Annotated in this window: 12 protein-coding genes; 1 reads left to right on the forward strand and 11 read right to left on the reverse strand. The window is 66.0% G+C overall.

Annotation, left to right across the window (positions count from 1 at the left end; all coding sequences use genetic code 11):
* The 11 genes from ACRDTL_RS12340 to ACRDTL_RS12390 form a co-directional block, all read right to left on the reverse strand.
* A partial coding sequence (locus ACRDTL_RS12340; RefSeq protein ID WP_431506992.1) for an arabinofuranosyltransferase occupies positions 1–1,603 on the reverse strand: 1,603 nt, incomplete at its 3' end.
* A 2-nt stretch (positions 1,604–1,605) separates the two neighbouring features.
* On the reverse strand, positions 1,606–2,370 hold the full coding sequence (locus ACRDTL_RS12345; RefSeq protein ID WP_431506993.1) for a decaprenylphospho-beta-D-erythro-pentofuranosid-2-ulose 2-reductase: 765 nt from the start codon (positions 2,368–2,370) through the stop codon (positions 1,606–1,608).
* The gene (locus ACRDTL_RS12350) at positions 2,370–3,734 is read right to left on the reverse strand and encodes an FAD-binding protein (protein WP_431506994.1); all 1,365 of its coding nucleotides are present in this window, start codon (positions 3,732–3,734) and stop codon (positions 2,370–2,372) included. Before ACRDTL_RS12350 ends, ACRDTL_RS12345 begins: the two co-directional genes overlap by 1 nt.
* A gap of 144 nt (positions 3,735–3,878) precedes the next feature.
* The gene (locus ACRDTL_RS12355; protein ID WP_431506995.1) at positions 3,879–4,295 is read right to left on the reverse strand and encodes a GtrA family protein; all 417 of its coding nucleotides are present in this window, start codon (positions 4,293–4,295) and stop codon (positions 3,879–3,881) included.
* A gap of 54 nt (positions 4,296–4,349) precedes the next feature.
* Entirely contained in the window at positions 4,350–4,595 is a 246-nt protein-coding gene (locus tag ACRDTL_RS12360) for a DUF1778 domain-containing protein (protein ID WP_431506996.1), read from the reverse strand.
* 11 nt (positions 4,596–4,606) lie between these two features.
* Positions 4,607–5,092: a GreA/GreB family elongation factor gene (locus ACRDTL_RS12365; RefSeq protein ID WP_431506997.1), complete on the reverse strand. Its 486-nt coding sequence runs from the start codon at positions 5,090–5,092 to the stop codon at positions 4,607–4,609.
* Positions 5,093–5,252: 160 nt separating this feature from the next.
* On the reverse strand, positions 5,253–6,086 hold the full coding sequence (gene wzm, locus ACRDTL_RS12370) for a galactan export ABC transporter permease subunit Wzm/RfbD (protein WP_431506998.1): 834 nt from the start codon (positions 6,084–6,086) through the stop codon (positions 5,253–5,255).
* Positions 6,083–6,976: a galactofuranosyltransferase GlfT1 gene (gene glfT1 / locus ACRDTL_RS12375; protein WP_431506999.1), complete on the reverse strand. Its 894-nt coding sequence runs from the start codon at positions 6,974–6,976 to the stop codon at positions 6,083–6,085. Before glfT1 ends, wzm begins: the two co-directional genes overlap by 4 nt.
* A complete protein-coding gene (gene wzt, locus ACRDTL_RS12380) occupies positions 6,973–7,779 on the reverse strand; it encodes a galactan export ABC transporter ATP-binding subunit Wzt/RfbE (RefSeq protein ID WP_431507000.1) in 807 nt (268 codons plus the stop codon). The genes glfT1 and wzt overlap by 4 nt, the downstream gene beginning before the upstream one ends.
* Positions 7,780–7,789: 10 nt before the next feature.
* A complete protein-coding gene (locus ACRDTL_RS12385) occupies positions 7,790–8,248 on the reverse strand; it encodes a bacterial proteasome activator family protein (RefSeq protein ID WP_431507003.1) in 459 nt (152 codons plus the stop codon).
* Positions 8,249–8,313: 65 nt separating this feature from the next.
* Positions 8,314–10,266: a DUF6541 family protein gene (locus ACRDTL_RS12390; protein WP_431507001.1), complete on the reverse strand. Its 1,953-nt coding sequence runs from the start codon at positions 10,264–10,266 to the stop codon at positions 8,314–8,316.
* Between the two features lie 110 nt (positions 10,267–10,376).
* Between ACRDTL_RS12390 and ACRDTL_RS12395 the strand changes: the two genes are divergently transcribed.
* On the forward strand, positions 10,377–10,992 hold a 616-nt coding region (locus ACRDTL_RS12395; RefSeq protein WP_431507002.1), incomplete at its 3' end, for an aminotransferase class V-fold PLP-dependent enzyme.

Raw genomic sequence — 10,992 nt, forward strand, 5'->3', positions numbered from 1 at the left:
CGTGGACGAACTGGTCGGCGGTCTTGAGTTTTGACCAGCTGTTGATCGCAGTCGCGCGCTTGTCGAACTGGGCCAGCGGGTTGGCGTAATGCGACGTCAACCCCTGGAAGCCCCAATACGGGTAATAGGACAGGAAGCTGTAGTCGGCGGTCAGCACGACGGTTTCGTCGCGCGGCCTGCCGGTCAGCTGGGTGATGGTGGCGTCGACGGCGGGGTAGTACTTCTCCGAGCCGGGCGGGCGACGGTCGCCCCGGTGACCGTGGCCGTCGGTGTCGGTGTAGGCGACGGTCAGATCCGGGCGCAGCACGCCGGGAATGTCCTGGCTGAACCCGATCGCTCCGGCCAGCCCGATCGCGACGGCCACGGGGAGGTGCCGTCTGAACCTGAGTGCCAACTCGATAAAGCCGAACGCTCCGGCGGCGGCCAGCAGCACGGTCAGGGTCGGCTGCAGCCGGAACGACAGCAGCGTGGTGCGGGCCAGCGTGGTGAGCATCGACAGTAGCGACCACAGGTAGACGGCAACCACCCCGATCGCCAGCGCGGCGGCCCTGGCACTCATGCGGGTGCGCACCACCAGCCACAGCGTGCCCAGCATGCACAGCGCACCGAGTAGGGTGAATTGCAGCATCGGGAAGGACAATTCGGCGCCGTCGGCCGGCAGGTAGTGCCGAAAGCTGCCGGTATTGGAGACCGGCTCTTTGGCGGCGCGCAGTAAATACGGCAGCCAGGTGGTCGCCCCGATCGCCGCGGCGATGACGCCGATGACCGCCAGCCGGAGCAGCGGATCGATACGCCGCCGGGCTGCGGCCAGCAACACCGCCATCAGCGCCACCGTGAACGCGCTGAAGACCAGCAGCAACGTGTAGAAGGTGGCCGTGAAGCCGAGGAATATCCCGGCGCCGATCACCGCCGCCCACCCGCTGCCGCGCAGGCCCGACCAGGTCAGGACCAGCACCGGCGGCAGCAGCACGGTGATCATCGCCGCATACGGCTCCGGGGAACTGTAGGCCAGCGTCACCGCGGCGGTCGCGGCCGTGACGATCAACGCGTACTCGAAGCGGATCATCCGCCACCACAGCACCAGCGCCACCGCGACCGCGATCGTGAGCGAGGTGATCGCCCACGGCTTGTACATCTCCCAGGCCGGTGTCCCGGTGAGCGCCGCGATGCGTCCGCCGATCCAGAACCAGCCCGGCGGGTAGAACGGCGGCAGGCCGACGTAGGTCATGTCGGCCAGCGCTGAGCTGTCGGTCAGCCGGGTCAGGTATTCGGTGCGGAACTGCTGGTCGACCGAGATGCCGAACAGATAAAGCTTGGTGGCGCCCAGCGGCATGCCCAGCGTCACCAGACAGAACGCGGATACGAACACCAGCGCGCCCAGTCGGGCCAGCAGCTGTTTGCCGCGCCGCCATAGCCAGCCGACGGCGACCAGTCCCGCGATGCAGCCGACCTGGCCGACGGTGGTCAGCGCGTGCAGTTGGTTCGACGACGGGTAGGCCGGCCAGTTCACGCTGGCGATGGCGGTCAGCGAGATCACCGCCACCACCAGAGCCACCGCGGCGCCGAGCACCATCTGGCCGACGGTGGCCAGCCCATTCCGCATACTCAGATGGGAAGCTTGCGGAAGATCGGTCGGGGGATGTGTCGCAACAGCATCATCACGTAGCGGAATGCTCCTGGTGCCCAAACCAATTCCTTACCTTTCGCGGACGCGGTGACCGCGAGATTCGCGACGTACTCTTTGTCGACTGTCAGCGGCGCTTCCTTGATGTGAGCGCTCATCCGGGTCCGAACCTGACCGGGCCGGATTACCAGCACTCGAACCCCGTACTCGCGCAACGCCTCTGATAACCCTAGGTAGAAGCCATCCAGGCCGGCCTTGGTGGAGCCGTAGACGAAGTTGGACCGCCGCACCCGCTCGCCGGCCACCGTGCTCATTGCGATGATCTGCCCGAAGCCCTGGGCGCGCATCTTCTCACCGGCCAGCACACCCACCGAAACTGCTGCGGTGTAGTTGATTTCCGCGATCTGCACGGCCTTGCGCTGGTTTTGCCACAACTCCTCGGCGTCGCCGAGCAGGCCGAACGCGACAACCGCCACGTCGACATCCCCGCCCGCGAACGCCTGCTCGATCACCGCGGGGTGGCTGCCGGTCTCGACCGCGTCGAAGTCGATCAGCTCCACCGATTTGGCGCCGGCAGCTTTCATCTGCGCAACCGCGTCGTCACGGCCGGGATCGTCGGGCAAGCAGGCCAGTACGATCCGCGCGTGCGCGTTCTGCAGGTAGCGCTCGCAGATCGCCAGTCCGATCTCGGAGGTGCCTCCGAGCAGCAGGATAGTTTGCGGATTGCCCACCGCATCGAACACCATTACAGCAGCTCCAAACGTCGGGCCATGTCGGATACGAATACCCCGGTGGGATCAACCTTGCGGCGCACCGCAATCCACTCGTCAATGCGTGGATACATGGCGTGGAACATCTCCGCGGTGGTTCGGGAATCCTTGGCGGTGTAGAGCCGCCCGCCGAATTCCAGCACACGGCGGTCCAGTTCGTTGAGGAATTCGTTCAGGCCGGGTTTGATCGGGAAATCGACGCAGACGTTCCACCCGGGTATCGGAAAGCTCAGCGGTGCTTGGTTGCCGGGCCCGAACAGCTTGAACACGTTGAGGAACGAGTAGTGCCCGGAGCGTTGGATGTCGAGGATGATCCCTTTGAACTCCTCGACCGCCTTGGTGGGCACCACGAACTGGTACTGGCCGAAACCCGCCGACCCGTAAGCACGGTTCCACTCGCCGAACATGTCCAGCGGGTGATAGAACTGCGTCAGGTTCTGAATTTTCCCGCGATAGGTGCCGGACTTGCGGTACCACAGCTCACCGACCGGCGTGAACGTGTACTTGTTCATCAGCCCGTTAGGGAAGATGTCTGGGAACGTAAGTAGTTGCGGCGCATCGAACTTCAGCGGATTACGCTGCAGCTTTTTGGGCAGCTGGTCAAGCCTGGCCAAACAGCCACGCGAAATTGCGGCCCGGCCCAACTTGGGCGGTGCGCTGATGGCGTCGAACCAGGCAGCCGAGTACGTGTAGTTGGCTTCGCTGCCGTCGCTGTGGAATGCGATGGTCTCGTCGAGGGTCGAGGTGACGTCGCCGTCGGCGATGAAATACGCCGTCTCCGTCGGAGTCATCTCGATACGGGCGCGCAGGATGATGCCGGTCAGGCCGTTGCCCCCGACGGTGGCCCAGAACAGCTCCGCCTCCTCACCGTCCGGGGTGAGATGGCGGATTTCACCGTCGGCGGTGAGCAACTCCATCGAGCGGACGTGATCACCGAAGCTGCCCGCGCTGTGGTGGTTCTTGCCGTGGATATCGCAGGCGATCGCGCCGCCGATGGTGACCTGCCGGGTGCCCGGCAGTACCGGAACCCACAGCCCGAACGGCAGCGCCGCTCTCATCAGCTGGTCCAGATCCACCCCGGCGTCGACATCGACGAGGTGGGTGTCGGCGTCTATCGAGTGGATGCGCTTGCACGCCGTCATGTCGATGACGAGGCCGCCGCCGTTCTGGGCGTTGTCGCCATAGGAACGGCCCAGCCCGCGAGCAATGACGCCCCGGCCGCCGGCGTCGGCCACTCGCGCCACTGCCTTGGCGATCTCCTCCGGGTCTCGGGTAGAGAGCACCGTCGCCACCGACGGCGCGGTGCGGCCCCAGCCGGTCAGCCGTTTGGTCGTGAACATCGTGACGAGGGTACCGCCTGTGCCGGAGGTGGCCGGGGAGCTGGTGGTTTCACATCTGCCACAGAATTCGCTCGAAGGTGGGCACAAAGCACTCCGCTTCGCAGAGAGACGCCTGGTGCAGGAGTTACCGAGCGCGCATCAGCCTCAGCGCAGCCGGAAGATCACCGAGCGCTGCACGATGAAGTTGATCACGGTGGCCGTGCCCTGCGCGATCACGAAGGCCACCGGCACCGCCCAGGTCCGGTAGTCCAAGAGGTCCAGACACAGATGGTTGAGCCCGACCTGCACCGCGAAGGTCAGCCCGTAAAGCGCCATGACCGCGACGAACCGGGCAGTGCTGGGCGGCGCCTGAAACGTCCACCGACGGTTGATCAGGTAGGCGGTGATGGTCCCGGCGACGAAACTGATCGACTTGGCCAAGTCCACCTGCAGACCCATCGCTTTGTAGAGCGCCACATAGAGCCCGAAGTCGACGATCGCCGACAACCCCCCGGTGACGACGAACCGCCACACCTGCGTCGTCAGGCTCAGCTGTGCGCGCGGCGGGGCGATCTCGGCCATCGCGGGAAGTCTACGGTCAGCCGGGCGTTATGAGTGGACCCGCATCGGTGAGGGTCACCCGCCGCGTTGGTGGTCAGCGAGGATGTCGGTGAACGCCTTCCCGGTTCGTCGGGCTCGGCCGCCACCGCCGTGGACCACCCCCAGCACATCGGCGAAGTCTTCGGGAGTTGCGCCGTTCAACAGGGCGTCGGCCCGCTGGGTAGCCGCTCGCCGGATGAACTCCGAGAGCGACTCACCCGCGACCGCAGCGGCCCGCTGGAGCCGCTTTTCCAACTCCGTGCTTAGCCGAAGGGTCTTCATGCAACCAGCGCTCACTTCGGGTACTTCACGTCGAGCAGCTCGACCTGGCTTTCCCCCGCCGGCGTCGTATAGGTGACCTTGTCGCCGGGTTTGTGTCCGACGAGCGCGAGCCCCAACGGACTGCCGACGGTCAGCGTCTCGGTGTCCTGCCCGATCGGAGTCTCCTCGACGACGGAAATCACCTGCATCGTGACGACGGCACCGTCGGCAAAGCGCACCTTGACCTCGGTGCCGTCGGGCAGCGTGTCACCCCCGCTCGATGGTGACCGCCCGGTCAGCATCAGCCGGTCGAGCTCGCCGATCCGCTCGTCGAGGCCGGCCAGTTCGTCGGCGCGCTGGATGGCTTCGGCGGCATCCGCATGGTCGCTGACAGCGCCGCGGTCGTTTTTGACCTCGGTCTCCAGGCGATCGCGCCGCTCCCGTAGCTGGGCCAACTCGGCCGCGATACGCTCCCGCGTTTTATCGGAAAGCCTCGCGGATTCGACGTCCTCGCTCACCTTCGCACCTGTTCCTCAGGGCGCAGCGGCAAGTGCCAACTCCGGAGCGCCTCGATTGGGTTTGTTGTTGCCCGCCAATATTGCTATGCGGCGCGCCCGGGTGGGGGCGTTTTCGTCGCGCCGCCCGCCGCCCGCCGCCCGACGCGACGCGCCCGTCAGGTTATACCCAGTACGGCACCCGGGCGCGGTATTGGCGCATCGCGAAGGCCGCCAGCACCCAGCCTATGACCGTCAGCACTACCACCACCAGCCAGTGCCGCAGATCCTGGTGGGCGCCCAGCAGCGGCGCGCGCACGATGTCGAGGTAGTGCAGCAGCGGGTTGAGCTCGACGATCTTGCCCCACCGGCCGGCGCCCTCCTGCTGATGCAGCGTGTCGTCGTTCCAGATGATCGGCGTCATGAAAAACAGCAACTGCACGACCGAAAACAGCAGTGGGCCGATGTCGCGGTAGCGGGTCGCCAGGATGCCGAAACACAGTGCCACCCAGACCGCGTTGAGCACGATCAGCGCGAGTGCCGGGATCACCGTCAGGTCGGCCCACGACCATGGCTTGGGGTAGACGATCGCGATCACCGCGTAGATGACGATGTTGTGGGCGAACAGGATCACCTGCCGCCACACCAGCCGATAGACGTGCAAACTCAACGGCGCCGGCAACTGCGTGATCAGCCCCTCGTTGGCGACGAAGACGTCGGCGCCTTCCAGGATGGCGGCGTTGATCAGGTTCCAGACGATCAGCCCCAGCGTCACGTAGGGCAGGTGCACCGCCAACTCGAGATGAAACAGTTTGGAATACAGGCCGCCCATCGCGACGGCGCTGACGCCGGTCGCGATCGTGATCCAGAACGGGCCCAGCACCGAGCGGCGATACCGTTGCTTGATGTCCTGCCAGCCCAGGTGCAGCCACAATTCGCGACGCCGGAACCCGTCGACCAGGTCGCGCCAGGCCCGGGCCAGCGTCTTGGACTCAGAGGCGGCGTCAATGATCGTCATGGCCGGTCGAACCTTTCTCGACGTCCCATGCGCCGCAACCGAATCCACTCCAGCAGACCCTTTGGATCACGACGCGATACCAGGAAGAACCAGCCGAACCGCACCCATTCCTGGACCAGCAATTTGCGCAGACCCGGTTGGGACAGCAGGTAGCCGCGGTTGCGGTAGGTGAAGAACCGCTTGGTGGGGTCCTCGGAGTACTGGGTGTGCATGCGTCCGGCCAAAATCGGCTTGAACTCGTCCGAACCGCACGGGTGCAGGTAGGCCGTGGTCAGACAGGTCCCGAACCGCAGGCCGGAGCGAACCAGCCGGCGATGCATCTCCACCTCGTCGCCGCGGACGAACAATCGCAGGTCCGGAACACCGATCGCCTCGAACGTCGACGCGGCAAACAGTGCGCCGTTGAACAGCGACGCGATGCCGACCAGCAGATCCTGGTCCGCGTCAGTGCGCAGTTCACTGACCCGCCTGCGCCACACCAGGCCTCGGCGCAGTGGAAACGCCAGGTACTGCGGGTCGTCGGCGTTGCACACCATCGGCGACACCTCTGCGAGCCCGTGTTTGTCGGCACAGGCCAGCAGCGTGGCCAGCACCCCGGTGTCGGCCGGGTGGCCGTCATCGTCGGCCAGCCACACCCAGTCGGCGCCCAGCGCCAGCGCATGCAGGATGCCCAACGCGAAACCGCCCGCGCCGCCGAGGTTTCGGCGCGAACCCAAATACGTCGTGCGGATCGGTTGACCGGCCACCAGATCCCGGACCCGATCATCCGCCGCATTGTCGACCACAATCAGGTGGTCGGGCAGTCGGCTCTGGGTGGTCAGCACGTCCAGCGACTTGGCCAGCTCGTCGGGGCGCCGGTGGGTGACCACGACAGCGCACACGGAAGTCATCCGGGCACCTCACCGGCAGCGGTCTCGGCCAGCACCTCGTGCACATGCCGGGCGGCCTCCTCGCCCTCGTAGGCCCGTACGACGTCCTCGATGCCGCCGGTGAGCCGGATGACGCCGTGGTCGATCCACATCGCGGTCTTGCACAACCGCGCCAGGAACTCGTTGGAATGGCTGGCCAAAACCAGGATTCCGGACCGCTCGACCAGTCGCTGCAGCCGCGGCTGGGCCTTCTTGAGGAAGTCGGCGTCCACCGCGCCGATACCCTCGTCGAGCAGCAGGATCTCCGGGTCGATGCTGGTGACCACACCCATCGCCAGCCGCACCCGCATACCGGTGGAATAGGTGCGCAGCGGCATCGACAGGTAATCACCCAGCTCGGTGAACTCGGCTATCTCGTCGACCTTGGCCTGCATCTGCCGGCGGGTCTGGCCCAGGAACAGGCCCCGGATGATGATGTTCTCGTAGCCGGAGATCTCCGGGTCCATCCCGACGCCGAGGTCGAACACCGGCGCCACCCGGCCGGTGACCGACGCCGAGCCGCGCGTCGGCTCGTAGATGCCCGAAAGCAGCCGCAGCAGCGTCGATTTCCCGGCCCCGTTGTGGCCGACCAGGCCGACCCGGTCACCCAACTCCAGTGCCATGCTGATGTCGCGCAGCGCCTCGATGACCACCACGTTGGAGGTGTTGCGCCCGATCGTGCCGCCGGCCCTGCCCAGGAACGCCTTCTTCAACGAACGCGACTTGGCGTCGAAGATGGGAAACTCCACCCACGCGTTCTGGGTCTCGATGTGAGCTACTGCCACTGGGGTCGGCTTACAGGTATTGCCCGGTGCCGGAATGGCCGGGACCGCCCGGTCGGGCGATCCCCGGTGGTAGTGCGCCCTGACGCATCTGCTCGAGCTGCGCGCGGGCCGCCATCTGCTGAGCGAACAGCGCAGTCTGGATGCCGTGGAACAACCCTTCCAGCCAGCCGACCAGTTGGGCCTGCGCGATGCGCAGCTCGGCGTCCGACGGCGTGTCGTTGCTGAACGGCAGCGTCAACCGGTCGAGTTCGTCTCGCAACTCGGGTGCCAACCCGTCCTCCAGCTCCCGGATGCTGGTGGCGTGAATCTCGCGCAGCCGGTTACGGCTGGCCTCGTCGAGCGGAGCCGCCCGTACCTCCTCGAGCAGTTGCTTGATCATCGTGCCGATGCGCATCACCTTGGCCGGCTGCTCGACCAGGTCGGTCAGCGAGTGGTCATCCAAGTCGGCCTCTTGCGCCCCGGTCAGCATCCGCGGGTCGATGCCACCGATGACCTCGACGTTGTCGTCGTCGTCGTTGCCGGTACTCAATCCAGTCACTCTCCTCCCAGGGCTTTAGGAATTGTCGGGATGCCACGCCACTCGTAGATCCGGGCTTCACCGTTGTCATAGATCTTCACCCACGACTTGGACTTGTCTAGTGACACTAGACCGTCAGGCATCGCGAATCCCCGCACTGTCGGCTTGCTGATCAGGAGGTAGCGGATATTGAGTGCCCGAACCGCCTCGGGCACCCGTGGATCGGTGTCGGCGTCATCGGCGTAGGCCCAAAAGACAAAACGGTGATAGCCCGGACCCTGCTGCACCGGGTAGTCGTAGTGCGTCCACAGCGGGTGCAAACCGGCCACCGCATACATCCACGCCGTGCCGTCGGTGTTGGCGTTGCCGATCAGGGTGTCGCGGGCGCCGGGCAGCCTGGCCAGGTAGGCAAAAGCCGCCAGGTCGCGCTGGTCGACCATCACCGAGTCGTACTTGTCGCCGAACAGAAACCGGTGTCGCGGAAAGTAATGCCACCCGCTGACCAGCGTCGCCGTGACCAGCAGCACCGCGGCGACCGCATTGGGAACACGTCGGCCGGCCAGCCGCTTGACCCCCATCACCAGAACGAATAGCCCGATACCGGCCATCGGCTCCAACAAGATCGCCGTCGCCGCCGCCAACCGTCGCGGATCCTTGTAGAAGAACTCGCCGAACCCACCGGCCAGCGCGCCGAGCGGGCCACCCAACGGCGTGCCAGCATCCACGTTCGCCACGATCAGCAGCAGCCACACCGCCAGCGGCCACCAGATCTTGCGGACCAGCAGGATGAACCCACCGAACGCGGCCAGCCCGATCAGCGCGTACTGGACCGGGAAGTCGTTCAGGTGCCGGGAGTGCTGAAAGACCGCGTCGAACAACCCGCGCTTCTTGGACAGGTAAGTCAAAAACGAATGCCCGGCGATGACGTCTTCTTGTCGCTGCACACTGATGAACTGCGGCAGCAGCACCAGGATGGTCGGCACCGCGACGGCAGCCAGGGTCCAGATGTCCGTGAGCCGGCCACGCACCGGATTCCACAGCGCCTCCAGCAACCACCATGCCGCCAGCAACAGGACGACGACGACGCCGCCGGTGATGTGCACCGAAAAAACCCCCACCAGCGCCAGCACCGCCACCGGGATACGGTCGCGGTGCCGCAAGGTCGAGGCGGTCAGCACCATGGCGGGTGCCGCCAGACCGTAGGCCGTCAAATTGGGCATCGCGGCGGTGTCGAACTCGATGTAGGGCACCGCGGTGAACGACGCCGACAGCACCGCTGCGGTGGCAGCCACCCCGGCGGTCTGCCATACCGAGGCGTGCGTGCGCAGCGCACGCCAGGTGAGTGCCGCCGCGCTGACCGGAAACAGCCAGATCGATGCCGCCAGTGAGCTCAGCGTGTAGGCGGTGGTGGGTGCGGCGCCGGTCAGCTGGCAGCCGACCGCGACCAGCGCGTGGAACGCCGACGGGTAGTAGAGCACGTCGTGCGTGTCGACGTTGCGCAGCTCACCCATGTGGGTCGACGACGCCTGGCCGGTGTCCAGGATGAACCGGACGGTGTTGGCGTGCCAGACCGAGTCCCAGGTGCTGGGAACCGATTGCCAGTCGCCGACGCCGCGCAGCGCCGCGTACCAGATCAGCAGCGCACCCAGCAGCACACCGGCAGCCACCGTGGCCGCCGGCCAGCCGCTGACCGATAGCGATTCGCTTTCGGCGTCGCGGTAACGGGCCAACAACACCCGCAAAACAGCCACGACAACGATGACGACCAGTAACGCGGCCAACGCTGTCCAAGCGTTCCAAGGGATTCCGAGCGCGCCGAACGGGATGATAGCCAGCGCGACAACCCCGTAGGTCAGTGCGGGGCCAACCGCCACGGTCGTCGGCCAAGTTAGCTGCGCGCTGCGGGCAATGATGGCGCCCGGCACGATCAGCAAAAACAACGCAAGCAGGATTCCGAACGTCAGCCCCACTGGACTAGTATGGCTGGCCGGGTGACCTGGCTTCCGACGGCGGGGACGTATCTGGGCACCCGGCTACCGTGATGGTTTGCCCAAATCGGCGGGACTCTAAGGTGGCTGGCATGGCATACGACGTCGCCCGGGTGCGCGGATTACACCCGTCGCTGGGGGACGGTTGGGTGCACTTCGACGCGCCGTCCGGGATGCTGATTCCCGACTCGGTGGGGACCACCGTATCGACGGCATTCCGCGGGTCGTTCCCCAGCACGTCCGGTCCGCATCCGTCGGCCCGGCGCAGCGCCGCCATAGTGGACGCGGCGCGTCAGGCGGCCGCCGACCTGGTCAACGCCGACCCGAGCGGCGTGGTGCTGGGCGCCGATCGCGCGGTTTTGCTGTCGTCGTTGGCTGATGCGTCGTCCTCGCGGGCCGGCCTTGGCTACGAGGTGATCGTCACTCGTCTTGACGACGAGGCGAACATCGCGCCGTGGCTGCGCTCAGCAAACCGCTTCGGGGCCAGGGTGAGGTGGGCCGAGGTCGACATCGAGACCGGTGAGCTGCCGACCTGGCAGTGGGAGAGCCTGATTGGGCAGCAGACGCGTCTGGTCGCTCTCACGTCGGCGTCGGGAACCCTGGGAACTGTCACCGATCTGCGGACGGTGACCAAATTGATCCATGACGTCGGTGGTTTCGTGGTTGTCGACCATTCCGCCGCCGCACCGTACCGACTGATCGACATCG

This window comes from Mycobacterium sp., assembly GCF_050700595.1.
Classification (GTDB): Bacteria; Actinomycetota; Actinomycetes; order Mycobacteriales; family Mycobacteriaceae; genus Mycobacterium.

Bases quoted from the DNA above. Each gene is read 5' to 3' on its own strand.
- ACRDTL_RS12345 (WP_431506993.1), bottom strand. From the start codon at position 2,370: ATGGTGTTCGATGCGGTGGGCAATCCGCAAACTATCCTGCTGCTCGGA.
- ACRDTL_RS12350 (WP_431506994.1), bottom strand. From the start codon at position 3,734: ATGTTCACGACCAAACGGCTGACCGGCTGGGGCCGCACCGCGCCGTCG.
- ACRDTL_RS12355 (WP_431506995.1), bottom strand. From the start codon at position 4,295: ATGGCCGAGATCGCCCCGCCGCGCGCACAGCTGAGCCTGACGACGCAG.
- ACRDTL_RS12360 (WP_431506996.1), bottom strand. From the start codon at position 4,595: ATGAAGACCCTTCGGCTAAGCACGGAGTTGGAAAAGCGGCTCCAGCGG.
- wzm (WP_431506998.1), bottom strand. From the start codon at position 6,086: ATGACGATCATTGACGCCGCCTCTGAGTCCAAGACGCTGGCCCGGGCC.
- glfT1 (WP_431506999.1), bottom strand. From the start codon at position 6,976: ATGACTTCCGTGTGCGCTGTCGTGGTCACCCACCGGCGCCCCGACGAG.
- ACRDTL_RS12385 (WP_431507003.1), bottom strand. From the start codon at position 8,248: ATGCTGACCGGGGCGCAAGAGGCCGACTTGGATGACCACTCGCTGACC.